Source organism: Nocardia sp. NBC_00508 (assembly GCF_036346875.1).
In the GTDB taxonomy this organism is placed as follows: domain Bacteria; phylum Actinomycetota; class Actinomycetes; order Mycobacteriales; family Mycobacteriaceae; genus Nocardia.
Genome location: NZ_CP107852.1, coordinates 4,125,175 through 4,149,629, shown reverse-complemented (window position 1 = coordinate 4,149,629; position 24,455 = coordinate 4,125,175). Strand labels below are relative to the sequence as shown.

Genomic DNA, 24,455 nt, shown 5'->3' with positions numbered 1-24,455 from the left:
CATTGCAGGCACGGGCCGCATCGAAGGAGCCGTCGGCACGGTCATGCGCGCGGGAGGTCCGACGGTTGATCAGGGTGCGCGCCAGCGTATCGGGCGAGTCCGGCGGCGAAAGAGTCGAACATCGGCTCGAAGAAGCGTCGCATCACAAGGGACTCGATCGGGCGCAGAACCAACGCCGGGTCGAGGTGTACCTGCCAGACCAGTCGGCAGCGGTCGGGTCCGACCGGGTCGACGGTGATGTCCTCGATCATTCTGCGGGCCAACGGGATCGACATGGCGTCGGCGGAGAACGTGAAACGGACAGCGGGCTGCCAGGCCAGGAATCGTTCACGCACGGTTATCCAGCGCAAATGGATGTCGCGGATCGTGCCGACGTCGTGCGGAGCACTTCCGTACCAGGTGGTGGCCCGGTAGCCGCCGGCCCACTCCGATTGCCCTTCGCCGGTGGCGAGAATGTCGAAGGTACGCGGCGCTGACGCCGCCACGACACGTTCGCTGAACAGGTGGCAGCGCATCGCGGAGATGTCGTCGAGGCTACTGGGTCGCAGTGCGTGCAAGGTCATTTCGCGGCGACCAATCCGCGGGTCAGGCGAATCGTTGTGCGGCGCGGTAGATACCGCGGCAGACGCGCGGACACCGCGTTCGCCAGCCCGGATACCACGCTCGGCCGGGGTGCGCGGCGGTCCAGTTCACCTAGCGCCTTCGCCACCACCTGCGCCGCTGTCTGCCGTCGTCCGACGCTGGCGGCTTCACCCGCCACGTCGAAGAACTCGGTATCGGTGGCACCCGGGCACACGGCAAGGGCGGTGACACCGCTGCCTTCGAGTTCACCCCACAGCGCCTCGGTGAACGAGAGCACGAACGCCTTCGTCGCGCCGTAGACGGCCATGAACGGGATCGGTTGGAACGCCGCGGTGGAGGCGATGTTGACCACCGCTCCGGCGCCGCGCCGCACCATGTCCGGCAGTATCGCCCGGGTCAGTTCCGCGACGGCGGTGATGTTGACCGCGATCTCCTCGCGCATTCGCGCGGGGTCGTCGTCGACGAGCGGGCCGTGGGTTGCGAAGCCGGCATTGTTGACCAGCAGGTCGATCGGGTTGTCGTCCGCGGACAGCACGGCCACAAGTCGCTCGACGTCGGCCGGGATCGAAAGGTCCGCGGTGAGGATTCGAGCCCGAACACCAAAGGTGTGTTCGAGGTCTGTCGCCAGCTTGCGCAGCCGGTGCTCGCGCCTGGCGACCAGGATCAGATTGCAATGTCTTTCCGCCAATGCGGTGGCGAACGCTGCGCCGATCCCGCTACTCGCACCGGTCACGACCGCGGTCGCGCCATCCCAGGTCTTCATGTCGCCTCCTGAAGGTGAACAGGTGTTCAGCTAGCTATACTTAACAGCTGTTCAGTGAACTTTGTCAAGGGAGGCTCAATGACCGATACACGCCTGCGACGAGCGCGTGGGGAGGGCGAGCGGCTGCGCGCGGAGTTGGTTTCCGCCGCGATCGAGCTGCTGCTGGAACCGCAGTCGTTGCCAACGCCAGCACTGCGGGCCATCGCCCGGGCCTGCGGTGTCGCACCCAGTGCGGTCTACCTGCATTTCCCGTCTCAGGATGCGCTGAACTATGCGGTGACCGAGGAACTGTTCGGTCGGCTGCGGCACGCGCTGGACGTCGCGGACATTTCCACCGGCACCCACGCGGACCGGCTGCGCGCGTTGATCGACGCCTATCTCACATGGGCCGAAAATCATCCGGGCGCCTACCAATTGCTGTTCGAACGCCCCGATCCCCCGATCGAATCCGGCACCGGGCCAGGGCTGGATCTGCTGGATCGTCTCGCCGATCTGTTACCCGCCGCCGAGAACTCCGCGGATCTCGCGCTGCGTGTGTGGTGCGCCTTGCACGGCGTAGTCTCGCTACGCATCCACAAACCTACGGCCCCTTGGACATCGGAACCACGTGCCGACGCATGGGCAGTCGTTGCAGCCCTCGCCGACCTACCGTGACCATCCGCGGCATCCATCCCGCGGATCCGGCACATCGCGCGATATCGTTCCGCGCCCCGGCAACGCCGGGACCGGGCCATGCCACCGAACATACTCACCGCTACCGGCCTGAGCGATACCTCAGACCAGCACATTTACCGGCGACGCCTGGTTGACGGGGAATCGACGGCCTAATCTTGACCCATAACCGCATACCGGTTTCGCCTGTCTCCGCCGTACTGGCGCAGGCGTCGGTCGCGGCAGTGTGGCGACACGGGCGAATCGAAGGACTCGACCACTACCACTCGAGCGGAGGCCACGATGCCTGCGACGAACGAGATCACTGTGAGCAGTAAAGCTTTCGCCGATGGCGCACCCATTCCGGAGGCCTACTCGTGCACGGGAAAGAACCGACCGCCACCCCTGACGTGGACCGTTCCGGAATCAGCCGTCCGACTCGCCCTGATCATGGACGACCCGGACGCGCCCATCGGGCTGTTCACCCACTGGGTGGTCAGCGACATCCCGCCGACCACGACCTTCAGCGAGGAGGGCCAGGCCCCGAAGGGCGGTGTAGTCAGCCTCAACAGCGCGGACCTCGCCGATTACTTCGGTCCGTGCCCACCGACCGGGACCGGAGTGCACCACTACCGATTCATCGTGCATGCGCTGGCACACCCGGTTTCGTTGAGCTCGAAAACACCCGTGGCTCAGGCGAAATCCGCGATCGAGGGAGCAAGTGTCGGATACGGCCAGCTGGTCGGCACCTACACCGTTGACACCGGTCCGGTCTGAGCGGAGTCCGCCGGGACGTCCTCGTTGGTGTGTCGCCGGCGGTCCGGGGTAGTCCTCCCGAGCGGCAGGTCGGCCGACCCGAGTCGCCGACGTGCCGCTCGTCGCGCGGTGTCAGCGGGGCAGGCGCTCGATGATGGTGGCGTTGGCGGTGCCGCCGCCCTCGCAGATGGTCAGCAGGCCGTAGCGGCCCTCGATCCGTTCGAGCTCGTTGAGCAAGGTGGCGAAAAGCTTTGCGCCGGTGGCGCCGAGCGGGTGGCCGAGGGCGATCGCGCCGCCGTTGACGTTGACCCGCTCCGGGTCGGCGCCGGTCTCCTTCAACCAGGCCAGCACCACCGGCGCGAAAGCCTCGTTGATCTCGACCACATCGATGTCGTCGATGGTGAGGCCGGACTTCTCCAGCGCCCACTTGGTCGCCGGAATCGGCGCGCTGAGCATGAAGATCGGGTCCGCGCCGCGCGCGCTCACGTGGTGGATGCGCGCTCGCGGCGTCAGGCCGTACTCCTGCACGGCCCACTCCGAGGCGAGCAGGGTAGCGCTGGCGCCGTCGGAGATCTGGCTGGCTACGGCGGCGGTGAGCGGGCTGCCCTCGGCCAGCGGCGGCAGCGTGGCCATCTTCTCCAGGCTGGTCTCCCGGGGGCCCTGGTCGATCCAGAAATCGCCGACCGGCACGATCTCGTTGTCGAAGCGACCATTCTTGATCGCGTCGCGGGCCCGCTCGTGGCTGCGCAGCGCCCAGCGCTCCATATCTTCCCTGCTGATGCCCCATTTCTCGGCGATCAACTTGGCCCCCTGGAACTGTGAGACCTCACCCGTGCCGTAGCGGTGGTCCCAGCCTTCCGCACCCACGAACGGCGAGTCGAAACCGTACTCCTTGCCCGCGAGCATGGCGGCGGAGATCGGTATCGCGCTCATGTTCTGCACACCGGCGGCCACGATCACTTCGGCGGTGCCGCTCATGATGGCCTGCGCGCCGAAATTGACGGCCTGCTGGCTGGATCCGCACTGCCGGTCCACCGTGACGCCGGGAACCTCTTCGGGATAGCCCGCGGTCAGCCACATGGTACGGCCGATGTTGCCCGCTTGCGGACCGATGTTGTCGACGCAACCCACGATGACGTCGTCCACGTTGCCCGGGGCGATCGGGCTGCGATCCAGCAGGCCACGCAGCACGGCCGCACCCAGATCGGCGGGGTGCACGCCCGCCAGTGCGCCGCCGCGCTTGCCGACCGGGGTGCGTACCGCATCGATCACGTAGGCGTCCCGCAACGGGGCATACGGACGACGGGACGCGGAAGGTGCTGACATGTAAAGACTCCTACGTGGTGCGCTCGGGGACGGTGAGTCCGTCGAGCACGATGGTCAGGTACTGCTTGGCGAGGTTGTCGACGGTGATGGGTCCACCGGGCCGGTACCACCGCACCGCGACCCACACCGTGTCGCGCAGGAAGCGGTAGGCCAGTTCGACGTCCAGTTCCGGCCGGAAACTGCCGTCCTGTACGCCGTTGGTCAGCACCCGGTGCCAGAGTTCGCGGAATTCGCGGTTGTAGTCGGCGATGTAGGTGAACCGCTCCGCAGTGCGCAACCGCTTGGCCTCGGCCTGGTAGATCGCCACCGCGGCGTGCCAGCGGTCGAACGACTCGTAGGAGGCGAGCACCAAGGCTTCCAAGGTGTCTCGCGAGCTCAACCCGGAGGCGACGATCTCACGGTAGCGGCCGAACAGATCGTCCAGGAAGCCGCGCAGGATCTCGTCCACCATCGACTCTTTGGAATCGAAGTGGTGGTAAAGGCTCCCGGATAGGATTCCGGCCGCGTCGGCGATGTCACGCACGGTGGTGGCGCGCAATCCCCGCTCGGCGAACAATTCGGCCGCCAAGGCGAGCAGCTCGCGGCGCCGTGCTGATTTCGAGGCGTCTGCTGCGGTCACGCGCCCATCATACAACCAAGCATTTGCTTGGTCGAGCCGCGTCTTCTCAACGAGACGAGTAGCGCAGCGGGGAGGAAACCGAGAGGTCGGCGAGCAGTCGATCGCAGATCACCACGGGCGAGACGCCCGCCCGCGCCATCCGCGCGACGAGCGCGAGACGGCGCTCGCAGCTGTCCCATTCCACGGTGAGCTGGCCGCGGTCCGGTCCCGCGTCCACCGTGGCCATCACCCGGGGCGGGCCGCCGCGAACCGGCTCCTCGCTCAGCTTGAGCACCATGCCGCGCTGCCAGGCGTGATAGGTGTCCATGTCGGCGCCGACCACCAGCTTGTCGGTGGCGGCACACAGGCCCTGCGCGATCTCGTCCGCGAAGGCCACCCGGTCGAAGCCGAATTTGCGGCACTTCGCGAGTACCGCGAGCAGATCCGCGCGCACCTCGCGCAGTAGAGCAGTCTGACGGTGTCTGCGCCGCTCCTCTTCGTTGCCGGGATGGCCGGACGCGAAACTGAGCCCGATGCGTCTTGCGCGCTCCCGATCGCGCGCCAGATCCGCGCGCAGTGCGCCGCGTGGGTCGCGGGCGACCTCCCCCTCGTCGACGGCATGCTGCTCGAGAATGCGGGCGGCGGCCATCGCCACAGCGCGTTCGGAGGTGTGCTCGATGAGTTCGGCGCCGAGGGCCAGCGCCGAGAGTACGAGGCTGTCCAGCCGCCGTCTCGCGAGCACGACGTCGCGGACCAATTCGAGTTCCAGTTGTTCGCGGGCAGGTGGGCGATCCAGGCCCATAGCCATCGCCCCCTTGCAGAGCGCGGATCCGATCGCATCCAGCATGGCACATCCCGGCGCTCTCTTGCGTGCCCTTTTCCACCTGATCAGCCGCCTATTTGCCGCACTGCGCCCGACGCCGGAAGGCGATCGCAATGCAGCGCAGAGGTTGCCGCACCGATACCGAGCAAGCGGCTGCTCGATGGTCGCCAGACGCGCGCACCTGCACGTTCCGACGTGGCGGACGGGCGAAGAGCCGTGGAAACCGATGCGACTCAGGCGCGTTGACTGCTGACCGCGACCACCTCGCCGGTCAGGTACGAGGTGTAGTCACTGGCCAGCATCGCGATCGTCGCGGCGACCTCCCACGGCTCGGCCGCGCGGCCGAACGCTTCCCGCTCGGACAACCTGTCCAGCAGTTCGGTCGAGCTCACCTTGTCCAGGAAAGCGTGTCTGGCGATGCTCGGGGCCACCGCGTTGATCCGGACACCGAACTCGGCGGCCTCGACCGCGCTGCACCTGGTCAGCGCCATCACGCCCGCCTTCGCCGCGGCGTAGTGCGCTTGGCCGTGCTGCGCACGCCAGCCGAGCACGCTGGCGTTGTTCACGATCACGCCCCCGTGGCCCGCGTCGCGGAAGTAGCCGAGCGCGGCGCGGGTGCAGCGGAACGTGCCATTGAGCGTGATGTCCAGAACGCGGCTCCACTGCTCGTCGGTCATGTCGACCACCGGCGTCTCCCCGCCCAGCCCGGCATTGTTGACCATGATGTCGATCCGGCCGACGGCCTCGGCCGCGCCGCGTACCAGCGCGTTCACCTGCTCGGTGCGCTGTACGTCGCACGCGATCGAGGCCACCCGCCGGTCCGGGAACTCGGCGGCGAGCTCGGTGGCCGTCTCCGCCAGACGCCGCTCGTGCCAGTCGGAGACCACCACGTCCGCACCCTCGGCCAGCATCCTGCGCGCGGTGGCCGACCCGATGCCGGTGCCCGCGGCCGCGGTGATCACGGCGGTCCGCCCGGTCAGCAGGCCGTGCCCTGGAACGGGCGCGGGGGCGACCGACAGCGGCCCTCGACCGCCGACGCCGGGCGTCACGGGCGCGCCTCACGCGGCAGTCCGAGCACGCGCTCGGCGATGATGTTGCGCTGCACTTCGTTCGAACCTCCGTAGATGGTGTCGGCGCGGGTGAACAGGTACAGCCGCTGCCATTCGTTGAGATCGTCCGCGCCCGCCACCAGGCCGCGGGCGCCGAGCACGGCCATCGCCAGCTCGCCGAGTCCGCGATGCCAGTTGGCCCACAGCAGTTTCGCCACCGACGCCTGCCCGCCGCCGTCGTCTACGCCTGCCCCCTCCATCGTGCGCATGGCGTGCGCGCGCAGCACCCGCAGCCCGACCCAGGCTCGGTCGATCCGGTCGGCGATCAGCGGGTCGTCGGCCGCGCCGGTGCGGCGGGCCAGCGCCTCGATGTCGGCCAGTTCACGGGCGAACCGGATCTGCTGGCCGAGCGTGGAGATGCCGCGTTCGAAGGTGAGCGTGCCCATGGCGATCCGCCAGCCGTCACCCGGTTCGCCGACCACCAGGTCGGCGGCGGTGCGTGCGTTGTCGAAGAAGACCTCGTTGAACTCGGACGTCCCGGTGAGCTGGATGATCGGACGCACATCGATGCCCGGCTGCTTCATCGGGACCAGCAGGTAGGACAGGCCTTTGTGCCGGGAGGAGCCGCGCTCGGTGCGGGCGAGGACGAAGCACCAGTCCGCCACGTGGGCCAGCGACGTCCAGATCTTCTGCCCGTTGATCGACCACTCGTCGCCGTCCAGGTGCGCCGAGGTGGCGATCGCGGCCAGGTCCGAGCCCGCGCCCGGTTCCGAGTAACCCTGGCACCACAGCTCGGTGACGGTGCGGATGCCGGGCAGGAACCGATCCTTCTGGGCCTTGGTGCCGAAGGCGAGGAGGGTGGGGCCGAGCAGTTCCTCACCGACGTGCGACACCCGCGCGGGCGCGTTGGCCTTGGCGTACTCCTCGTGGAAGATCACCTGCTGGCGGACGGTGGCCTCGCGGCCGCCGTACTCCTTCGGCCAGCCCAGGCAGGTCCAACCCGCCGCCGCCAAGTGCCGGTCCCAGGCCAGGCGCTCGTCGAACGCCTCGTGTTCGCGGCCGGGGCCACCGAGGCCCCGCAGCGCGCGGAATTCTCCGTTGAGGTTCTCCTCCAGCCACTCGCGCACCTCGGCGGCGAAACGCGCATCTTGCATGACGGAAAACCGTCCGTCCGGCGCGGCGGTGTCGGATTCTGAGGTCTGGATCGCACCCACGCCGGTAGGATAACCTACCAAGCACTTGCTTTGTAGTGCGCGCGCATAACTGGCCCGCGGACGGTAAGGACAACCGTGACAACCCCTGCACAAACGACACCGATGGCACTGCACCACGCCGCGCGCACGTTCGGCGCCGCTCCCGCGATCGCGGATGACGGAGTCCGGCTGGACTGGGGCCAACTGCTCGAGTCGGTCCAAGACGTGGCCCGGGCCCTCATCGCGCGCGGTGTGCAGGCCGGCGACCGGGTGGCCATGTGGGCACCCAACACCCATCACTGGGTGATTGCCGCACTCGCCGCGCACTATGTCGGCGCCGCACTGGTGCCGTTGAACACCCGCTACGTCGCCGGCGAGGCCGCCGACGTGCTCGGCCGGGTGCACGCGAAGGCGCTGTTCATCGCGGGCAGCTTCCTCGGCCGCGACCGGCTTGCCGAATTGCATGCCGCTGCACCGGATCTCGCCATCGACACGGTAGTGGTGATTCCGGTCGAGCCGGGTACGGAGAACATGGATATCGCCGCGCTGGACTGGTCGGAACTCGCGATCGTCGCCGAACAGGTCACGGTGGCCGAAGCGGAGGAACGCGCTGCGGCGGTGCGCCCGGAAGACATCTCCGACATCCTTTTCACCTCCGGTACCACCGGTCGCAGCAAAGGCACCCTGGTCGCGCACCGGCAGGCGCTCGCGGTGGTGCGCGCGTGGGCGGAGTGCGCCACGTTGCGCGCGGACGACCGGTATCTGGTGGTGAGCCCGTTCTTCCACAATTTCGGCTACAAGGCGGGCATTCTCGCCTGCCTGGTCACCGGAGCCACGATCATCCCGCAGGCGACCTTCGACGTGCCGGAGACGATGCGGCTGATCAGCGCGGAGAAAGTCACGGTGCTGCCCGGTCCGCCGACCATCTATCAGACGATCCTGGACTTCCCCGACCGCGACAGCTTCGGCCTGAGCAGCCTGCGGGTGGCTGTCACCGGCGCGGCGACGGTACCGGTGGTGTTGATCGAGCGAATGCGGTCGGAACTCGACTTCGATGTCGTCATCACCGCATACGGCCTGTCCGAGGCCGCGGGCTTCGGCACCATGTGCCGCGCCGACGACGACGCCGAGACCATCGCGAACACCTGTGGCAGGCCGATCGCGGATTTCGAACTGCGGCTCGGCGAGGCGGGCGAGGTGTTGCTGCGCGGACCCAACGTCATGCTCGGTTACCTGGACGACCCGGACAGCACCGCCGAGACCATCGACGCCGACGGCTGGTTGCACACCGGCGACGTCGGCACGATCGACGAACGCGGGTACCTGAAGATCACCGACCGGCTCAAGGACATGTACATCTCCGGCGGCTTCAACGTCTATCCGGCCGAGATCGAGCAGGCGTTGGCCCGGCTGGAGGGCGTGGCCGAGTCCGCGGTCGTCGGGGTGCCCGACACCAGGATGGGCGAGGTGGGCAAGGCGTATGTGGTGCGCAGGCCCGGTTCGTCGCTCACCGAGGACCAAGTGCTCGCCCACGCCACCACCGTGCTGGCCAACTTCAAGGTGCCGCGGTTCGTCGAATTCCGCGACCGACTGCCCTACAGCGCCGCCGGGAAAGTGCTCAAGCGTCAACTACGTGAGGAGAAGTCGTAATGTCGGAACCGGCAACCCCGAACGAGGGCCCGGCCATCCCGGACGAGGGCGAGGTGGTCACCTACCAGCGGCGTGGCCGCGTCGCGATCGTCACGCTGAACCGGCCGGACTACCGCAACGCGCAGAACTCGGTGATGACCTACGCGCTGGACGCCGCCTTCGAACGCGCCGTGCAGGACCCCGAAGTCGGGGTGATCGTGCTGGCGGGCAACGGAAAGCACTTCAGCGCCGGGCACGACATCGGCACACCGGGCCGCGACCACCACGTGCGATACCAGAACAAAGCCGCGCTGTGGTGGGACCACGTCGACCGGGTCGGCGGCGATCAGCGCTTCGCCCGCGAACTCGAGGTCTATCTCGGCATGTGCCGCCGCTGGCGAGAGATTCCCAAGCCGACCATCGCGATGGTGCAGGGCGCCTGTATCGCGGGTGGGTTGATGCTGGCCTGGGTGTGCGATCTGATCATCGCCTCCGATGACGCGTTCTTCTCCGATCCGGTGGTTCGCATGGGCATTCCGGGCGTCGAGTACTTCGCGCACCCGTGGGTGATGGGCCCGCGCGCGGCCAAGGAGTTCTTGTTCACCGGCGACCGGTTCGGGGCGGCGCAGGCCAAGGAGTGGGGCATGGTCAACCGGGTGGTGCCGCGTGCCGAGCTCGAGGCCGAGACGCTGGCGCTGGCCGAAAAGATCGCCACCATGCCGCAATTCGGTCTGGCACTGACCAAGAAAGCCGTCAACCAGGCCGAGGACCTGATGGGCATGCGGTCGGGCATGGACTCGGTCTTCGGACTGCACCACTTCGCACACGCACACAACGCCGAAGTCGGCGCCGACTCGCTGGGCGGCATGAACGCCAAGTCGATGAAGGCTTCCGCGAGCACCGAACAGAACGGAACGACGTAGTGGATCTGGATCTCGACCAGGCGACGCGGGAATTCCAGCGGGAAGTCCGCGAATTCCTGGCCGCCACCAAGCCCACGAAGCCGCTGCCCTCCATGGACACAAAAGCTGGATTCGAGGCACACCGCGCCTGGGAGCGCACCCTCGCCGACGCCCGGCTCTCGGTGGTCGCCTGGCCCGGGGAATTCGGCGGACGCGACGCCTCGCTGCTGGAATGGGTGCTGTTCGAGCAGGAGTACTACGCGGCAGGCGCGCCGGGGCGGGTCAGCCAGAACGGTATCTTCCTCTTGGCGCCGACGCTTTTCGAGCACGGCACGGCGGAGCAGCTGGCGCGGATCATGCCGCGGATGGCACGCGGCGACGACATCTGGGCGCAGGCGTGGTCCGAGCCGGAGGCGGGCAGCGATCTGGCCGGCATCCGCTCCACCGCCCGGCGCACCGCCGGAGGCTGGCTGCTGAGCGGCCAGAAGACCTGGAGCTCGCGCGCCGCCTTCGCGGACTGGGCGTTCGGGCTGTTCCGCAGCGACCCGGAGGCCGAGCGGCACAAGGGCCTCACCTACGTGATGTTCCCGCTCACCGCCGACGGCGTTTCCGTGCGCCCGATCCCGCAGCTGGACGGCGAGCCCGGCTTCGCGGAGATCTTCCTCGACGACGTCTTCGTGCCCGACCGTGACGTGATCGGCGCTCCCGGCGAGGGCTGGCGGGTGGCGATGAGCACCTCCAGCAACGAACGCGGCCTCTCGCTGCGCAGTCCCGGCCGGTTCAGCGCCACCGCACAGAGGCTGATCGATCTGTGGCTCGACGCAGGCGACCAGGACAACACCACGCAGCGCGACGCCGTCGTGGAGGCCTGGATCGGCAGCGAGGCATACCGGCTGCACACCTTCGGCACGGTCACCCGGCTCGACCAGGGCGGCAAACTGGGCGCGGAATCCTCGATCACCAAGGTGTTCTGGTCCGAACTCGACATCGCTATGCACGAGACCGCGCTCGAGGTGCTCGGCGCGGCGGCCGAGCGCTCCGGGCCGTGGACCGACGGATACCTGTTCGCGCTGTCCGGCCCGATCTACGCGGGCACCAACGAGATCCAGCGCAACATCATCGCCGAGCGGCTGCTCGGACTACCGAGAGGAAGCAGCCGATGAGATTCGCGCTCAGCCCCGAACAGCTCGATTTCGGCGCCAGTCTGCGCAAACTGCTGGACGCTGGTCGCACACCCGCCGCGGTGCGCGCGTGGGCCTCGGGCGATCCCGGACCGGGCCGCATGCTGATCCGGCAGCTGGCCGAAGCCGGTGTGCTCGGCTTGGCTGTCGCGGAGCGGCACGGCGGCCTCGGCGCCGAGCCGATCGATCTGGTCGTGGCGTTCCAGGAGATCGGACGCGCGGCCGCGCCGGGACCGCTGGTGGAGACGGCCGCCGCGATTCCCGCACTGCTGCAAGCACTTCCGGATCCAAGTCCGGCCGCCCGGTGGCTGCCGGGCTTCGCGGGAGGTCTGGCGCTCGGTACGGTCGCTTTCGAGACGCCCGGTCCAAGCGGCGTCGCACTGGACGCCGACACCGCCGAGGTCGTCCTCTTCGCCGACAAAACGCGGCTGTGCACCGGACACCGCACCGGGCTGGTCCGGTCGGTCGATCCCGCGCGCCGCTTGTTCGCGGTGTCCGCTGACGACACCATCGCCGAGGGCGAGCAGGTGCGCGAAGCTGCGGCCGCGGGATTCGATACCGGTGCGCTGGCTTGCGCGGCCCAGTTGCTCGGCGCTGGACGGGCTCTGCTGCATGCTTCGACCGAATACGCCAAGCAGCGCAAGCAGTTCGGCAAGGCGATCGGCGAATTCCAGGCCGTGAAGCAAAAGCTCGCCGATGTGCTGATCGCGTTGGATCTGGCCGAGCCACTGCTCTACCGCGCCGCACTGACCATGACCGGCCCCACCCGAAGCCGGGACGTGTCGGCCGCCGTGATCGCCTGCGGTGACGCGGCTTACCGTGCGGCCCGTGCCGCCCTCCAGGTACACGGCGCGATCGGCTACACCGCCGAGTACGACCTCTCGCTGTGGCTGACCAAGGTGACCGCCTTGCGTTCGGCTTGGGGCACACCGGATCTGCACCGCTCCCGGATCGCCCGCGCGCTGCGCGATGAGACCGACCGAGACCGCGTCGCACAAGGTATCGCATGAGTAGCCAGGCCCCCAGCCTGCCGCGAGGCGTGATCACGCATCGCCCCGCTCGAGCCGGAAAGGACACAGCATGAGCATCGCCGAACACCAGGAATTCCTCGCGTCGGTCCGGGCCCTGCTGACCAAGCACGCCGGTTCCGCGGCGGTGCGGGCCGCGATGGACACCGAACTCGGCTACGACCCGGCCCTGTGGCGGCTGCTGTGCGAGCAGATCGGCGTCGCCGCGCTGGCGATTCCGGAGGAGTACGGCGGTTTCGGTGCGAGCCTGGTCGAATCTTTGCTGGTGGTAGGCGAATTGGGCCGCACACTAGCTGGCGTACCGATGCTCGGTTCGGCCGTGCTCGGCGCGCAGGCCGTGCTGCTGTCGGGTGACGCCGAGGCGTGCTCGCGATTGCTGCCCGAGGTCGCCGAGGGCACCAGGACTATCGCGGTCTGCTGGGCCGGCGAAAGCGGCTGGGACGAGCAAGGCGTGCACGCGGCGGACGGCGCTCTTACCGGGACCGCGCACTACGTGCTCGACGGGATGTCCGCGGACACCCTCGTCGTCGTGACCCCGAGCGGTCTTTTCGAGGTCGAACCCAGCGCTACGGGCGTCACCCGGCGATCCGCGCCGACCATGGACCCCACCAGGAGACTCGCCGAGATCAGCTTCGCCGCGGCGCACGCCCGCCCACTCGGGTCCGGTGATCCGGCGCCGACCATCGCCCGGCTGCGACACATGGCCTGGGCCGCCTTGGCCGCCGAGCAGGTCGGCGCGGCGGACCGCTGCCTGGAGATGACCGTGGACTACGCCAAGTCCCGGGTGCAGTTCGGCCGGGTGATCGGCAGCTTCCAAGCGCTCAAGCACCGGATGGCGGACATGTATGTGCTGCTGGAATCGGCCAGGTCGGCGTCCGTCGCGGCCACGGCGGCGGTGGCGGCGGACAGTCCGTCGGCCGCCGAGGACGTGTGGGCCGCCCGCGTGCACTGCTCGGAGGCGCTCACCGCCATCGCGGCCGAGACCGTCCAGTTGCACGGCGGCATCGCGATCACCTGGGAGCACGACGCGCATTTGTTCTTCAAGCGCGCCCACGCGGACGCGCAGTTGTTCGGCACGCCGCGGCGGCCGTTGACCCAGTCGGCCTGAGGCCGGGGCGCACCCGATCCTGTTGACGGTGCGCCCACCTCGATGGCCTGCCCGGTGCTGACCGAATCAACTACCGATCGACGCCGTGGGCCCGTGGGCATGCACGGCTACACGAAGGCCGTCGAGGACGATGTCCATCAGCCGCTGCACAGCGACCCGCGGAGTCAGTCCGGTGTGAGGAGTACGGTCGGGAGGTATGACCGAAGCGAAGCGGGGACGCGTGCGGGTCGAGACCGGCCAGAAGCGGGTGCGGGTCTATCTGGGCGGGCACCTGGTGGCCGACACCGTCAGGTCGGTGCTCGTGTGGGAGACCCCCCACTACCCGACCTATTATCTGCCGGTCGCGGATCTGCACGCGAAGCTCGAACCGCACGGAACTACCCAGCACTCCCCGAGCCGGGGCGACGCGACCGTGTACGACGTCGCGGTCGACGGTACGACGGCCGGCGCCGCGGCGCTGCGGTATCACGATTCGCCGCTCACCGAACTGCGTGACCTGGTCCGGCTGGAGTGGGACGCGATGGACGAATGGTTCGAGGAGGACGAGCCGATCTACGTCCATCCGCGTGATCCGTACTCGCGCGTCGACATCCTGGCCAGCTCGCGGCACGTCCGGGTGGAGATCGACGGCGTCACCGTCGCCGACTCGCGCACGCCGCGCATCCTCTTCGAAACCGGTTTGCCCCCAAGGTATTACCTGCCGATGACGGACGCTCGCATGGATCTGCTGCACCCGTCGGCCACCCACACCAGCTGCCCCTACAAAGGCACCGCCGACTACTGGTCCGTCCGCCTCGAGGGCAAGGAGTACCCCGACTACGTATGGGGTTACCGCACCCCGCTTCCCGAGAGCCAGAAGGTCGCCGGACTGGTCTGCTTCTACAACGAGAAGGTCGACATCTACCTCGACGGCGAACTCCAGGAGCGGCCCCACTCGCCCTTCAGCTGACCGGATTCAGCAATATCCAGCGAGCCCACGCGCGATGGGCTTCGACCAGAGTGGCGGCGCAGGCGGATTCCACATTCATTTGTACCCGCAGGGTGCGCTCGGCCGGTAAGCGCACCACTCCGCTTTCAGGTCATACCGCGACCAGGGGCGGGCTGTCGGCCGCGCGGCGGTATTGACCTGGGGCCGAGCCGTATTCGCGTTTGAACGCCTTCGCGAAGGCGAATTCCGAGGTGTAGCCGACTCGGCGTGCGACGGCGCCGAGGCTGCTGTCGGTGGCGCGGAGCAGGCGGGCGGCGGTCAGCATCCGCCAGCGGGTCACGTAGGCCAGTGGCGGTTCGCCGACTGTCCCGGTGAAGCGACGGGCGAGCGTGGCGCGGGAGACACCGGCGACGTCGCTGAGATCGGGGACGGTCCAGGCTCGGGCGGGATCCTCGTGCACCGCGCGAAGCGCCGCCGCGACCGCCGGATCGGTGAAAGCGCCTGCCCAGCCGGAGGCTCGGGTGTCGGCCTGCTCGTCGAACCACGCGCGAAGGATGAACAGCAGCAGCGTCTCCAATAGCGCGGGCACGGCGGCGTCGCTGCCCGGACGTGGCTCGGCGATCTCGGCGGCCAGCAGGTCCACGGCCCCCCGCAGCGCGGGATGACGCCCGCGACGGGCGGGCAGATGGATGAATTCGGGCAACTCGTCGAGGATCGGATGGCTGCGATTTCGTCCCAGTTCGTAGGCGCCACACAGCAGAGCGGTCCGCACGCCGGGCCCCACGATCTCCCTCGGCTCGCCGGGCAGCGCGGTCTCGGTGACCGGACTGTCCAGGCTGTCGACCAGGTCGTGTTCGGCGCCGCGCGGCATGACCAGCACGTCTCCGACGCCGAGCGCCATCGGTTCGCCGTTCGGCGGGACCACCCAGCACGACCCCTGTAAGACCACATGGAACCCCGCGCCTGGCACCACGGGATACCGGCGGCCCCACGGCGCGTGCCGGATGAACAGGCCGGAGGTCGGGCTGCCGGTGCGGATGGCCGCGATTGCTTCGCTCAGGATGTCCACGAAATCACCATACACTCCCTATGTGAGTGTTATAGACATAAAATAGAGCAATATAGCCATAGATTGACTCGAACGAAAGCAATATGTTTCCAACCATGACATCGACCGAAGCCACCGCATCCGCTCCGACGATCGCCGTCTACGGCGCCACCGGCCACACTGGCGGCTACCTGCTCACCGAACTGCACCGCCGCGGCCTCACCCCGATTCTGGTCGGCCGCGACGCCGATCGGATCCGCGCCGCCGCCACTGCCGCGGGCCTGCCGGAGTTCGAAGTGCGGGTCGCGCACCTGACCGACCGCGCCGCCCTCGTCGCGGCGTTCACCGGCGCCGACGCGGTGATCAGCAGCCTGCCCGCCTACGTGAACCACGGCCCCGCCGCGCTCGCGGCAGCCATCGACGCGGGCGCGCACTACACCGACATGTCCGGCGAGCAATTGTTCCTGAAGCGGGTCTTCGACGAGTTCGGACCGAAGGCCGCGGCGGCGGGCGTCACCGTGATTTCCGGCATCACCGACAGCAATCTGCCCGGCGACCTGCTCGGCTACCTCACCACTCGCCGAGTCACCGGACCGGCCGACGTGGTGCTGAGCCACCTCAGCAAGAGCGGCGGCAACGGTTCCAAGGGCAGCGCCGAGACGGTTTTCGCCAGCCTGGACTGGTTTCGCGGCGGCGGCTGGCACTACGCCGATGGCGAATTGCGCACCGGCGCAGCGGCGCGCCACGACAAGATGACCTTTCCTGGCGACACCGAACCGACCGCCGTCGCGAAATTCCCACAGCCGCCGGTCCTGACCATTCCCCGGCACTCGGACGTCTCCTACGTCGAGGGCGTCCTCGCCACATCGATCCTCGACACGCTCAGCGGGTTCACCGCCGAACTCATCGACGCGCTGCCCGACGAGCCCGGCTCGGATCTGCGCTACGACCTCGTGGTGGACGCGTCCGGGACGGACGGGCGCACGGTTCGCGGCGTGGTGAGCGGCGTCGATTCCTACCGCGACTCGGCGCTGATGGCGGTGGAAACCGCGGTCCGGCTGGCCGGGGGCGCCGCGGCGCCTGGTGCGCTCGCTGCCGCCGAAGCGTTCGACGCGGCCGAGTTCCTCGACGCGCTGGCGCCGTTCGGAATCACCTGGCGCATCGAGGAAACCGGAGAACAGGCACGGCATCGGGCATAGTCGAACGATGACCGACAATCGACCTCCGCTCGCCGTCGCACTCGATCTCGCACCCCACCCGGAGGGCGGCTGGTACCGCCAAACTTGGCGCAGCCCTGTCGAATTCACGCCCGAGGGATACGAGGGACGGCGGGCGAGCGCGACAGCGATCTACTTCCTCTTGCAGCCGGGTGAGCAGTCGGCGCCGCACACCGTGCGCTCCGACGAGCTGTGGCTCTGGCATCGCGGCGGGCCGCTGGCGCTGAATATCGGCGGCGAAGAAGTGATCCTCGGTCCCGACCTGGAGCATGGTCAGGTACTCCAGGCCGTGGTGCCGGGCGGTGTCAGCCAGGCGGCCCGGCCGGCGGGAACGGACTATGTTCTGGTCAGCTGCATAGTCGCGCCGGGTTTCGACTTCGCGGATTTCCGGCTGGACTGATCGGATTCAGCGCACGGGCGCCGCGGCGAACGCGGCGAGTTCGTGCGGATCGTGCGCGCAGAACATCCGCACCCGGTCGCCGTGTTCGGCGCGCAGCGTACGCAGCCGCTCCAGATTCTCCACCCGCGCCTGCCCCACCGCGCCCATGAGCACCTCGAAGATCCCGAGCCCGACGGGCGGGCGCGCCTTCACCGACTCGAGCTGCCGGTGGTGGAAATAGGCGTCGCCGCAATGCAGCAGCCAGCCGTCGCTCTGCCGGATCGCGACGCCGCTGTGCCCTCGGGTGTGCCCGATCAGTGGAATCATCAGGATGTCCTCGAGCACCGGCACCGCCGTGAAGCCGAACCACGAGTCCGCACCGGTTTCGTGGGCGAGCCAGCGTGGCCCGTGCTCCCATTGGCGCGGCTGGTAGCGGCGGCGCTCGCCAGCCGTCGGCCGCTGCGTCGCCGCGTCGAGTTCGTCGGCGAAGACGTGCACGGTGGCGTCGGGGAAATCGGACAACCCGCCCGCGTGATCGAGATCGAGGTGGGTGAGCACGATGTGGCGAACGTCCTCGCACCGATAGCCGAGCGCGCGAATCTGATGCAGCGCGGTGAGCTCCGGACGTAACCGCGGCCGCAGCAGCTGGGCGGTGCCGAAGCCGAGCCGGCTCCGATCGAGCACGTCGCCCATGCCGAACCCGGTGTCCACCAATACCAGTCCGTCGCCGGTCTCGACGAGCAGGCAGTGGCCGACCAGCGCGCCGGTCAGCAGCCCACCACTGCCGAGCAGCGCGCGCCCGCCGACCGGGCACATCGTCGCGCAGTCCAGATGGCGCACCAGCATCGCGGAAACTCCCTCCTGCGGCGCCGGATCGGACCGCTCCGATCCGGCACGAAGGTCTTTGTAGTTCCGGTCAACGTAGCCCGATCGCGGCGCGGCCGCGACAGCACGGTCGCCGCCACAGCGATCGGCGCGGCAGATGGTCCGCCCGAACACCGCACCTATTCAGGGATTTCGAGCACGCCCTCGTGCACGGCCCAGGCGATGGTGCGCTCCAGGTTCGGGCAGGTATCCGGGCGACCCGGCCCGTAGCCGCTCGCGTTCAGCTCGGCGAAGACCGGGCAGTGCTCGGCCGGGTCGCCGGTCCACTGCACGGACGTCTGATGCGAGCTGCTTTTGCGCACCAGCACCTGACTCCGGCAAGTCAGACACCGCAATGGGGTCAGGCCGTCCTCCAGATACCGCTGTTTGTCGGCCACGGTCTGGGCGCGCACCTCGGCTCGCCGACTGGGCTGGCCTGCGAAATCGGGTGCCTTCGCCCAGGTTGCGGCCATCAGACCCCCGCCTCGGCTTCCTCGGCCTCGCGCTTGCGCCGCAGGTTCTCGGCGACCTCGGCCTCCCACGCCTCGTTGGCCTTGGTGGTGTCCACCTCGAACTCGAAACGCTGGGTCATCTTCTCGGTGACGTCGGCCAGGTCGACATAGAACTGGTCGTACCAGCGACGCAGCTGGTAGACCGGCCCGTCCTCCTCGCACAGCAGCGGGTTTTCCACCTTCGACTTGTGCTTCCAGATCTCGACGTCCTGCAGGAAGCCGACGCTGATGCCCTCGGTCATCTTCTCCGCCAGCCGATCGGCCATCTCGCCGTCTACGCCCTGCGGCTTCTCCAGCGTGATCCCCCATTGCAGGACGAAGGAGTCCTGGGTAACCGGGTAATGGCAGTTGATCAGCACGCTCTTGACCTCGTAACCGCTGTAGATATTGATCAGCGGGTTGATCATGTACGAGGGGCCGTAGTACGAGGCCTCGGACTTCAGCAGCGTATCGCCGCTGTACTTGGAGGCCATGCCGATGTCCGGCCTGCCCTTGGTCTCCAGGAACTGGGTGGCGATGTGACCCTCGAAGACGTTCTTGAAGTACGTCGGAAAGGCGAAATGGATGTAGAAGAAGTGGGCCATGTCGACCACGTTGTCGATGATCTCGCGGCAGTTGGCGCCCTCGATCAGCATCGAGTTCCAGGTCCAGTCGGTCCACCCGCTGTCGAGTTCCTCGGTGGGGTTGCCGTCGGCGTCGGTGTAGGGGCCCTTGATGTACGGAATGGTCACCTCGGGCGGCGGCTGGCTGCCCTCGACGTCGTGCCAGACGAACAGCTGACCATTGCGCTCCAGCGTTATCCACCTCCTGGTGCGCGCCAATGGCGGCACCCGGCGCGCGTACGGAATCGCGGTGCACTTGCCGCTGGTTCCCGACCAGCGCCAGTCGTGGAACGGGCAGGCGATGTCGTCACCTTTGACCTCGCCCATGCTCAGGTCGCCGCCCATGTGCCTGCAATAGGCGTCGAGTACTCGCAGTTCACCGCTGCTGTCGGCCCAGACGACGAGTTTGGTGCCGAACACATTCACCGCGTGCGGCTTGCCATCCCGGAACGTCTTGGCCAAACCCAGGCAATGCCATCCCCGCGCATACCGGGTAGGTGCGGTGCCGACATCCAGCTCCCGGACCCTCGCACTCCCCTGTGGGGTAATTGCCATCGCGATTCCTCCTCCTTCTGTACTAGAACACGTTACAAAACTGACGCCCTCGACGCCAGCGATACGCCGCACTTCCTGCATGAGCGCAAGTCCGACCGAGGGTGAACCCGAGTTCTCGACAGAAATAGGAACCTGTTCTAGTCTCAGAGGCAAATGACTATCGGTTATCAATCGACCAGGCAGGAGCGGGTCCCGAGATGACGCAAGAAGTGACCGAACGGGTCGAAGCGCTGTTGCCTACGCTGCGCGAACGCGCGCAGGAGGCCGAGGACCTGCGGCGCATCCCCGACGAATCCATGAAGGCGTTGCAGGAGACCGGCTTCTTCCGGTTGCTCCAGCCGAAGCAGTGGGGCGGTCACGCCGCCGATCCGGTGGTCTTCTACGACACCGTGCGCAAGATCGCCAGCGCGTGCGGCTCCACCGGGTGGGTGGCAGGCATTGTGGGCGTGCACAATTGGCATCTGGCGCTGTTCGCGCAGCAGGCGCAGGAAGACGTCTGGGGCGAGGACACCGAGGTGCGGATCTCCTCCTCTTACGCGCCGATGGGTGCGGGCACGGTCGTCGACGGCGGCTACATCGTCAATGGCGCGTGGGCTTGGTCGTCCGGGTGCGATCACGCCACCTGGGCGGTGCTCGGCGGCCCGGTGATCAAGGACGGCAAGCCGGTCGACTTCGGCAGCTTCCTCATCCCGCGCGACGACTACCGCATCGATGACGTCTGGAACGTGGTCGGCCTGCGCGGCACCGGTTCCAATACTGTCGTGGTCAAGGACGTCTTCGTGCCGTCCCATCGGTTCCTGAGCTTCCGCGCCATGAGCGAACTGAAATCGCCTGGACTGGAACAGAACACCGATCCGGTCTACAAGATGCCCTGGGGCACCATCCATCCCACCACCATCTCCACCCCGATCGTCGGCATGGCCTACGGCGCCTACGAGGCGCACGTCGAGCATCAGGGCAAGCGCGTGCGAGCGGCCTACGCGGGCGAGAAGGCCAAGGACGACCCGTTCGCCAAGGTGCGGATCGCGGAGGCCGCCAGCGACATCGATGCGGCCTGGCGGCAGCTGTCGGGCAACGTGGCCGACGAATACGCACTGCTGGTGGCGGGCAAGGAGATTCCGTTCGACCTGCGCGTGCGGGCCCGGCGTGATCAGGTGCGGGCCACCGGCCGCTCGATCGCCGCCATCGACAAGCTGTTCGAGAGCTCCGGTGCCACCGCACTCGCGAACGACACTCCGTTGCAACGCTTCTGGCGCGATGCCCATGCCGGACGGGTGCACGCGGCCAACGATCCCGAGCGCGCGTACCTGATGTACGGCACGCACGAGTTCGGGCTCCCGGTCACCGACGGCATGGTGTAGGAGGTGACCGTGACCTCGACCGTGGAACTCACCGCCGAATCGTCCTCCCGCTTCGCGCAGGTGCGACCCGGCCTACGGCTGCACTATCACGAGGCGGGCGTGGGCAATGGGCCGACGATCATCCTGCTGCACGGCGGTGGGCCGGGCGCGTCCTCGTGGTCGAACTTCGCCCGCAACATCCCGGTGCTGGCGGAGCATTTCCATGTGCTGGCAGTGGACCAGCCGGGATACGGCCGCTCGGACAAGCCGACCGAGCATCCGCAGTACTTCGTGCACAGCGCTTCCGCGCTGAAGGACTTGCTCGACCATCTACAGATCACCTCGCGGGTGCACCTACTGGGCAATTCGCTCGGTGGCGGCGCCGCGGTGCGGTTCGCGCTCGACTACCCGGAGCGGGCCGGAAAGCTGATCCTGATGGGCCCGGGCGGGCTGAGCACCAACCTGTTCGCGCCCGACCCGACCGAGGGCGTGAAGCTGCTCGCCAAGTTCAACTACGAGCCGACCAGGGAGAACCTGGAGGCGTTCCTGCGCATCATGGTCTTCGACCAGTCGCTGATCACCGACGAGCTGATCGACGAGCGGTTCGCATCGGCGAGCACGCCGGAGGCGCTGGCCGCGACCCGCGCCATGGGTAAGTCGTTCGCGAGCGCGGACTTCGAGAAAGGGATGCTCTGGCGCGACGCCTATAAGCTGCGTCAGCCGGTGCTGCTGATCTGGGGTCGCGAGGACCGGGTCAACCCGCTCGACGGCGCGCTGGTGGCGACCAAGCTGATCCCGCGCGCGCAGTTGCACGTCTTCGGCGGGTGCGGGCACTGGGCACAGCTGGAGAAATTCCACGAGTTCAACCGTCTGGCCATTGATTTCCTCGCAGGCGTCAAGGAGAAGTGATGGGAATCCGCTCACTGGGGTATCTGCGTATCGAGGCGACCGACATGGCCGCCTGGCGGGAGTACGGGCTGAAGGTCCTCGGCATGGTCGAGGGCAAAGGCGCTGATCCCGAGGCGCTGTATTTGCGCATGGACGAGTTCCCGGCCCGGCTGGTGATCGTCCCCGGCGAGACGGATCAGCTGCAGATCTCGGGCTGGGAAACCGCCGATGCCGCGGAGCTGCAAGACATTCGCACCCGGCTGGACGCGGCCGGTGTGCCCTATAAGGAGGGCACCGCCGCGGAACTCGCCGATCGCCGGGTCTATGAGCTGATCCGGTTCGACGACCCCTCCGGCAACACGCTCGAGGCGTTCCACGGTGCCGCGCTCGAGCATCGGCGGGTGGTCAGCCCCTACGGGCACAGGTTCGTCACCGAGGAGCAGGGGCTCGGGCACGTGGTGCTCAGCACCAAGGACGACAAGGCAGCACTGGAGTTCTACCGCGACGTCCTCGGCTTCCGGCTGCGCGACTCGATGCGGCTGCCACCGCAGCTGGTCGGACGCCCGGCCGACGGCGAACCCGCCTGGCTGCGCTTCTTCGGCTGCAACCCGCGCCACCACTCGCTGGCGTTCCTGCCCATGCCCACGCCGAGCGGCATCGTGCATCTGATGCTCGAGGTGGAGAACGCCGACGACGTCGGGCTGTGCCTGGACCGAGCGCTGCGCAAGAAGGTCACGATGTCCGCGACGCTCGGACGGCACGTCAACGACAAGATGCTCTCCTTCTACATGAAGACGCCGGGCGGGTTCGACGTCGAATTCGGTTGCGAGGGTTTGGAAGTGGACGACCACGACTGGATCGCACGGGAATCCACCGCGGTGAGCCTGTGGGGTCACGACTTCACCATCGGGCAGCGGCAGCAGTGACCGAGAGGGCGAGCGAAACGATGACCTCGGACGGACCCGAGATCGACCCACGGCAGTTCCGGAACGTGCTCGGGCAGTTCTGCACCGGCATCACCGTGATCACCACCTTCGACGGCGACCAGGCCCCGATCGGCTTCGCCTGCCAGTCGTTCGCCGCCCTCTCCCTCGAACCGCCGCTGGTGCTGTTCTGCCCCACCAAGGCTTCCCGGTCCTGGGCGGCGATCGAGAAAACCGGACGCTTCTGCGTGAACGTCCTCGCCGAACAGCAGCGCGAACTGTGCGCCCGCTTCGGCTCCCGCGAACCCGACAAGTTCGCGGGCACCGACTGGCACACCTCCGACCTGGAGCTTCCCGTCCTGGACGACGCCCTGGCCACCATCCAGTGCAAAGTCGACAGCGTCATCGACGGCGGCGACCACTACATCGTGATCGGCCGAGTCCAAACCCTCTCCGAATCGACCACGACGGGCCGCCCCTTGCTGTTCTACCGCGGCCAATACACCGCCATCGAACCCGAGAAGACCACCCCGGCCCCTTGGCGCGCCGACCTGGAACACTTCCTCACCACAACCACCCTCGACACCTGGCTGTGAGACCCTCGTAGCCACTGGGGCTACATGGGGCTACAATCACCTGATGAAGGTGATCACACAGCGAGAGTTCCGGAACAACTCTGCCGCCGTCATGGACGAGGTGGAATCCGGCGAGACGTTTCGGGTGACGCGGAACGGCGTCGAGGTCGCCGAATTGCGACCGGTGTCGCGACGGCGGCGGCTGACCGCTGAAGAACTCGTAGAGCGGCATCGCAAGCTACCTCGGGTCGACTACGCGCTGATGCGTCAGGAGGCCGATGAATTCTTCGGTACCGAGGATCGCGTCGGTGACGATGACGCCTGGGCGTCACGCCGATGACGAAGCGTCATCCGTCCGGCGTGCTCGACACGTGCACCTACATCGACCTTCCTCTGCTGCCCCCGGAGTCGCTACCTGCGGCACCGGAGATCACCGCTATCACACTGGCCGAGCTGAATCAGGGCGTAGCCATGGCCAAGAGCGCCGCCATCCGAGCGTCGCGGACCGAACAACTGGGCGCCGCCATAGTTGAGTTCGATCCGCTACCGTTCGATGGGGATGCCGCGACAAGGTATGGCTCGCTGGTGGCGCTGACGATAGCCGCCAAGCGCGACCCACGCCCCCGCCGGATGGACCTCCTCATCGCGGCAATAGCTTCCGCCCGCGGGCTACCGCTGTTTACCCGCAACGGTGAGGACTTCCGCGGCCTCGAAAGCATGCTCGACATCGTCGTGCTGTGAGCCGGAATCCGGTTATCGTCGGCGATTCCGCTTGTCTTCCAAGATCTCCAGGCTGAATGCGCCCTCGATGACCGCGTCCTGTAGACGGGTCAGTGCGAGCGCGCGGCGATGCGTGCCGAGAACTTCACGAAGTGCTGTGTTGACCGTATCCGTGGTAGTACCAGTGCCCAGCACCTTGGCCACCTCGAAGACGAGTTCGTCATCCAAGTCGATCGCGGTCCACGCCATACCATCCCTAGGGAGCTGAGCAGGGTCACTGTACTGACAACTGTACTTTCGTTGAGAGCTCAGCGA

28 protein-coding genes are annotated in these 24,455 nt (G+C 67.7%); 16 read left to right on the top strand and 12 right to left on the bottom strand.

Going from position 1 to position 24,455, the window contains the following annotated elements; genetic code table 11:
* Window positions 1-41: 41 nt before the first annotated feature.
* The gene (locus OHA40_RS18450; RefSeq protein WP_330228172.1) at window positions 42-563 is read right to left on the bottom strand and encodes an SRPBCC family protein; all 522 of its coding nucleotides are present in this window, start codon (window positions 561-563) and stop codon (window positions 42-44) included.
* Window positions 560-1,345 (bottom strand): SDR family NAD(P)-dependent oxidoreductase, encoded by a 786-nt coding sequence (locus OHA40_RS18445; RefSeq protein WP_330228171.1) that lies wholly within the window; start codon window positions 1,343-1,345, stop codon window positions 560-562. Before OHA40_RS18445 ends, OHA40_RS18450 begins: the two co-directional genes overlap by 4 nt.
* Before the next feature lie 78 nt (window positions 1,346-1,423).
* Between OHA40_RS18445 and OHA40_RS18440 the strand changes: the two genes are divergently transcribed.
* Both OHA40_RS18440 and OHA40_RS18435 read left to right on the top strand, forming a co-directional pair.
* Window positions 1,424-1,999 (top strand): TetR/AcrR family transcriptional regulator, encoded by a 576-nt coding sequence (locus OHA40_RS18440; RefSeq protein WP_330228170.1) that lies wholly within the window; start codon window positions 1,424-1,426, stop codon window positions 1,997-1,999.
* Window positions 2,000-2,323: 324 nt separating this feature from the next.
* A complete protein-coding gene (locus tag OHA40_RS18435) occupies window positions 2,324-2,773 on the top strand; it encodes a YbhB/YbcL family Raf kinase inhibitor-like protein (RefSeq protein ID WP_330228169.1) in 450 nt (149 codons plus the stop codon).
* A gap of 111 nt (window positions 2,774-2,884) precedes the next feature.
* Here OHA40_RS18435 and OHA40_RS18430 read toward each other — a convergent pair whose 3' ends face one another.
* The 5 genes from OHA40_RS18430 to OHA40_RS18410 form a co-directional block, all read right to left on the bottom strand.
* Window positions 2,885-4,078 carry an acetyl-CoA C-acetyltransferase gene (locus tag OHA40_RS18430; protein WP_442943751.1) on the bottom strand — a complete coding sequence of 398 codons (1,194 nt, stop codon included), beginning with the start codon at window positions 4,076-4,078 and terminating at the stop codon, window positions 2,885-2,887.
* Window positions 4,079-4,088: 10 nt separating this feature from the next.
* Window positions 4,089-4,697 (bottom strand): TetR/AcrR family transcriptional regulator, encoded by a 609-nt coding sequence (locus OHA40_RS18425; protein ID WP_330228168.1) that lies wholly within the window; start codon window positions 4,695-4,697, stop codon window positions 4,089-4,091.
* Between the two features lie 46 nt (window positions 4,698-4,743).
* Window positions 4,744-5,523 (bottom strand): hypothetical protein, encoded by a 780-nt coding sequence (locus OHA40_RS18420; RefSeq protein ID WP_330228167.1) that lies wholly within the window; start codon window positions 5,521-5,523, stop codon window positions 4,744-4,746.
* A gap of 209 nt (window positions 5,524-5,732) precedes the next feature.
* Window positions 5,733-6,548, bottom strand: a complete 816-nt coding sequence (locus OHA40_RS18415) for an SDR family oxidoreductase (protein ID WP_330228166.1) — start codon at window positions 6,546-6,548, stop codon at window positions 5,733-5,735.
* Window positions 6,545-7,702, bottom strand: a complete 1,158-nt coding sequence (locus OHA40_RS18410; protein WP_330234251.1) for an acyl-CoA dehydrogenase family protein — start codon at window positions 7,700-7,702, stop codon at window positions 6,545-6,547. Before OHA40_RS18410 ends, OHA40_RS18415 begins: the two co-directional genes overlap by 4 nt.
* Before the next feature lie 135 nt (window positions 7,703-7,837).
* Between OHA40_RS18410 and OHA40_RS18405 the strand changes: the two genes are divergently transcribed.
* From OHA40_RS18405 to OHA40_RS18380, 6 genes are all read left to right on the top strand, one after another.
* Entirely contained in the window at window positions 7,838-9,391 is a 1,554-nt protein-coding gene (locus tag OHA40_RS18405; protein ID WP_330228165.1) for a FadD3 family acyl-CoA ligase, read from the top strand.
* The gene (locus OHA40_RS18400; protein ID WP_330228164.1) at window positions 9,391-10,293 is read left to right on the top strand and encodes an enoyl-CoA hydratase; all 903 of its coding nucleotides are present in this window, start codon (window positions 9,391-9,393) and stop codon (window positions 10,291-10,293) included. The genes OHA40_RS18405 and OHA40_RS18400 overlap by 1 nt, the downstream gene beginning before the upstream one ends.
* On the top strand, window positions 10,293-11,435 hold the full coding sequence (locus tag OHA40_RS18395) for an acyl-CoA dehydrogenase family protein (RefSeq protein ID WP_330228163.1): 1,143 nt from the start codon (window positions 10,293-10,295) through the stop codon (window positions 11,433-11,435). The genes OHA40_RS18400 and OHA40_RS18395 overlap by 1 nt, the downstream gene beginning before the upstream one ends.
* Complete coding sequence (locus tag OHA40_RS18390) at window positions 11,432-12,463, top strand: acyl-CoA dehydrogenase family protein (RefSeq protein WP_330228162.1); 1,032 nt, start codon at window positions 11,432-11,434, stop codon at window positions 12,461-12,463. Before OHA40_RS18395 ends, OHA40_RS18390 begins: the two co-directional genes overlap by 4 nt.
* A gap of 70 nt (window positions 12,464-12,533) precedes the next feature.
* Window positions 12,534-13,589, top strand: coding sequence for an acyl-CoA dehydrogenase family protein (locus tag OHA40_RS18385; RefSeq protein ID WP_330228161.1), 1,056 nt, complete (start codon window positions 12,534-12,536; stop codon window positions 13,587-13,589).
* Window positions 13,590-13,785: 196 nt separating this feature from the next.
* A complete protein-coding gene (locus OHA40_RS18380; RefSeq protein ID WP_330228160.1) occupies window positions 13,786-14,538 on the top strand; it encodes a DUF427 domain-containing protein in 753 nt (250 codons plus the stop codon).
* A 130-nt stretch (window positions 14,539-14,668) separates the two neighbouring features.
* Here the strand turns inward: OHA40_RS18380 and OHA40_RS18375 are convergent, their stop codons facing one another.
* On the bottom strand, window positions 14,669-15,586 hold the full coding sequence (locus OHA40_RS18375; RefSeq protein ID WP_330228159.1) for an AraC family transcriptional regulator: 918 nt from the start codon (window positions 15,584-15,586) through the stop codon (window positions 14,669-14,671).
* Window positions 15,587-15,681: 95 nt separating this feature from the next.
* Here OHA40_RS18375 and OHA40_RS18370 point away from each other — a divergent pair, with 95 nt between their 5' ends.
* Both OHA40_RS18370 and OHA40_RS18365 read left to right on the top strand, forming a co-directional pair.
* Entirely contained in the window at window positions 15,682-16,764 is a 1,083-nt protein-coding gene (locus tag OHA40_RS18370) for a saccharopine dehydrogenase NADP-binding domain-containing protein (protein WP_330228158.1), read from the top strand.
* A gap of 7 nt (window positions 16,765-16,771) precedes the next feature.
* Window positions 16,772-17,182 carry a cupin domain-containing protein gene (locus OHA40_RS18365; protein ID WP_330228157.1) on the top strand — a complete coding sequence of 137 codons (411 nt, stop codon included), beginning with the start codon at window positions 16,772-16,774 and terminating at the stop codon, window positions 17,180-17,182.
* A 6-nt stretch (window positions 17,183-17,188) separates the two neighbouring features.
* On the opposite strand, the gene OHA40_RS18360 is transcribed toward OHA40_RS18365, so the two are convergent.
* The 3 genes from OHA40_RS18360 to OHA40_RS18350 form a co-directional block, all read right to left on the bottom strand.
* Window positions 17,189-18,007: an MBL fold metallo-hydrolase gene (locus OHA40_RS18360; RefSeq protein WP_330228156.1), complete on the bottom strand. Its 819-nt coding sequence runs from the start codon at window positions 18,005-18,007 to the stop codon at window positions 17,189-17,191.
* A 158-nt stretch (window positions 18,008-18,165) separates the two neighbouring features.
* Window positions 18,166-18,498 carry a hypothetical protein gene (locus OHA40_RS18355; protein WP_330228155.1) on the bottom strand — a complete coding sequence of 111 codons (333 nt, stop codon included), beginning with the start codon at window positions 18,496-18,498 and terminating at the stop codon, window positions 18,166-18,168.
* Window positions 18,498-19,694 carry a Rieske 2Fe-2S domain-containing protein gene (locus OHA40_RS18350; RefSeq protein ID WP_330228154.1) on the bottom strand — a complete coding sequence of 399 codons (1,197 nt, stop codon included), beginning with the start codon at window positions 19,692-19,694 and terminating at the stop codon, window positions 18,498-18,500. The genes OHA40_RS18355 and OHA40_RS18350 overlap by 1 nt, the downstream gene beginning before the upstream one ends.
* 197 nt (window positions 19,695-19,891) lie before the next feature.
* On the opposite strand from OHA40_RS18350, the gene hsaA reads away from it, so the two are divergent.
* From hsaA to OHA40_RS18320, 6 genes are read left to right on the top strand one after another with little or no spacing between them, the layout of a single operon-like run.
* Window positions 19,892-21,055 (top strand): 3-hydroxy-9,10-secoandrosta-1,3,5(10)-triene-9,17-dione monooxygenase oxygenase subunit, encoded by a 1,164-nt coding sequence (gene hsaA, locus OHA40_RS18345; RefSeq protein WP_330228153.1) that lies wholly within the window; start codon window positions 19,892-19,894, stop codon window positions 21,053-21,055.
* 9 nt (window positions 21,056-21,064) lie between these two features.
* Window positions 21,065-21,943 carry a 4,5:9,10-diseco-3-hydroxy-5,9,17-trioxoandrosta-1(10),2-diene-4-oate hydrolase gene (gene hsaD, locus OHA40_RS18340; RefSeq protein WP_330228152.1) on the top strand — a complete coding sequence of 293 codons (879 nt, stop codon included), beginning with the start codon at window positions 21,065-21,067 and terminating at the stop codon, window positions 21,941-21,943.
* Complete coding sequence (gene hsaC / locus OHA40_RS18335) at window positions 21,943-22,848, top strand: iron-dependent extradiol dioxygenase HsaC (protein ID WP_330228151.1); 906 nt, start codon at window positions 21,943-21,945, stop codon at window positions 22,846-22,848. The genes hsaD and hsaC overlap by 1 nt, the downstream gene beginning before the upstream one ends.
* A 20-nt stretch (window positions 22,849-22,868) precedes the next feature.
* Window positions 22,869-23,441, top strand: a complete 573-nt coding sequence (gene hsaB / locus OHA40_RS18330; RefSeq protein ID WP_330228150.1) for a 3-hydroxy-9,10-secoandrosta-1,3,5(10)-triene-9,17-dione monooxygenase reductase subunit — start codon at window positions 22,869-22,871, stop codon at window positions 23,439-23,441.
* A gap of 43 nt (window positions 23,442-23,484) precedes the next feature.
* On the top strand, window positions 23,485-23,760 hold the full coding sequence (locus OHA40_RS18325) for a type II toxin-antitoxin system Phd/YefM family antitoxin (RefSeq protein WP_330228149.1): 276 nt from the start codon (window positions 23,485-23,487) through the stop codon (window positions 23,758-23,760).
* Entirely contained in the window at window positions 23,757-24,161 is a 405-nt protein-coding gene (locus OHA40_RS18320; RefSeq protein WP_330228148.1) for a type II toxin-antitoxin system VapC family toxin, read from the top strand. The genes OHA40_RS18325 and OHA40_RS18320 overlap by 4 nt, the downstream gene beginning before the upstream one ends.
* Window positions 24,162-24,173: 12 nt before the next feature.
* Here OHA40_RS18320 and OHA40_RS18315 read toward each other — a convergent pair whose 3' ends face one another.
* On the bottom strand, window positions 24,174-24,389 hold the full coding sequence (locus OHA40_RS18315; RefSeq protein WP_330228147.1) for a type II toxin-antitoxin system VapB family antitoxin: 216 nt from the start codon (window positions 24,387-24,389) through the stop codon (window positions 24,174-24,176).
* Window positions 24,390-24,455 lie beyond the last annotated feature (66 nt).

Excerpts from the sequence above, each read along its gene's own strand:
- OHA40_RS18450 (WP_330228172.1), bottom strand. The coding sequence starts at position 563 with ATGACCTTGCACGCACTGCGACCCAGTAGCCTCGACGACATCTCCGCG.
- OHA40_RS18445 (WP_330228171.1), bottom strand. The coding sequence starts at position 1,345 with ATGAAGACCTGGGATGGCGCGACCGCGGTCGTGACCGGTGCGAGTAGC.
- OHA40_RS18440 (WP_330228170.1), top strand. The coding sequence starts at position 1,424 with ATGACCGATACACGCCTGCGACGAGCGCGTGGGGAGGGCGAGCGGCTG.
- OHA40_RS18430 (WP_442943751.1), bottom strand. The coding sequence starts at position 4,078 with ATGTCAGCACCTTCCGCGTCCCGTCGTCCGTATGCCCCGTTGCGGGAC.
- OHA40_RS18420 (WP_330228167.1), bottom strand. The coding sequence starts at position 5,523 with ATGCTGGATGCGATCGGATCCGCGCTCTGCAAGGGGGCGATGGCTATG.
- OHA40_RS18410 (WP_330234251.1), bottom strand. The coding sequence starts at position 7,702 with ATGCAAGATGCGCGTTTCGCCGCCGAGGTGCGCGAGTGGCTGGAGGAG.
- OHA40_RS18400 (WP_330228164.1), top strand. The coding sequence starts at position 9,391 with ATGTCGGAACCGGCAACCCCGAACGAGGGCCCGGCCATCCCGGACGAG.
- OHA40_RS18390 (WP_330228162.1), top strand. The coding sequence starts at position 11,432 with ATGAGATTCGCGCTCAGCCCCGAACAGCTCGATTTCGGCGCCAGTCTG.
- OHA40_RS18385 (WP_330228161.1), top strand. The coding sequence starts at position 12,534 with ATGAGCATCGCCGAACACCAGGAATTCCTCGCGTCGGTCCGGGCCCTG.
- OHA40_RS18380 (WP_330228160.1), top strand. The coding sequence starts at position 13,786 with ATGACCGAAGCGAAGCGGGGACGCGTGCGGGTCGAGACCGGCCAGAAG.
- OHA40_RS18370 (WP_330228158.1), top strand. The coding sequence starts at position 15,682 with ATGACATCGACCGAAGCCACCGCATCCGCTCCGACGATCGCCGTCTAC.
- OHA40_RS18365 (WP_330228157.1), top strand. The coding sequence starts at position 16,772 with ATGACCGACAATCGACCTCCGCTCGCCGTCGCACTCGATCTCGCACCC.
- OHA40_RS18360 (WP_330228156.1), bottom strand. The coding sequence starts at position 18,007 with ATGCTGGTGCGCCATCTGGACTGCGCGACGATGTGCCCGGTCGGCGGG.
- OHA40_RS18355 (WP_330228155.1), bottom strand. The coding sequence starts at position 18,498 with ATGGCCGCAACCTGGGCGAAGGCACCCGATTTCGCAGGCCAGCCCAGT.
- OHA40_RS18350 (WP_330228154.1), bottom strand. The coding sequence starts at position 19,694 with ATGGCAATTACCCCACAGGGGAGTGCGAGGGTCCGGGAGCTGGATGTC.
- hsaA (WP_330228153.1), top strand. The coding sequence starts at position 19,892 with ATGACGCAAGAAGTGACCGAACGGGTCGAAGCGCTGTTGCCTACGCTG.
- hsaC (WP_330228151.1), top strand. The coding sequence starts at position 21,943 with ATGGGAATCCGCTCACTGGGGTATCTGCGTATCGAGGCGACCGACATG.
- hsaB (WP_330228150.1), top strand. The coding sequence starts at position 22,869 with ATGACCTCGGACGGACCCGAGATCGACCCACGGCAGTTCCGGAACGTG.
- OHA40_RS18325 (WP_330228149.1), top strand. The coding sequence starts at position 23,485 with ATGAAGGTGATCACACAGCGAGAGTTCCGGAACAACTCTGCCGCCGTC.
- OHA40_RS18320 (WP_330228148.1), top strand. The coding sequence starts at position 23,757 with ATGACGAAGCGTCATCCGTCCGGCGTGCTCGACACGTGCACCTACATC.
- OHA40_RS18315 (WP_330228147.1), bottom strand. The coding sequence starts at position 24,389 with ATGGCGTGGACCGCGATCGACTTGGATGACGAACTCGTCTTCGAGGTG.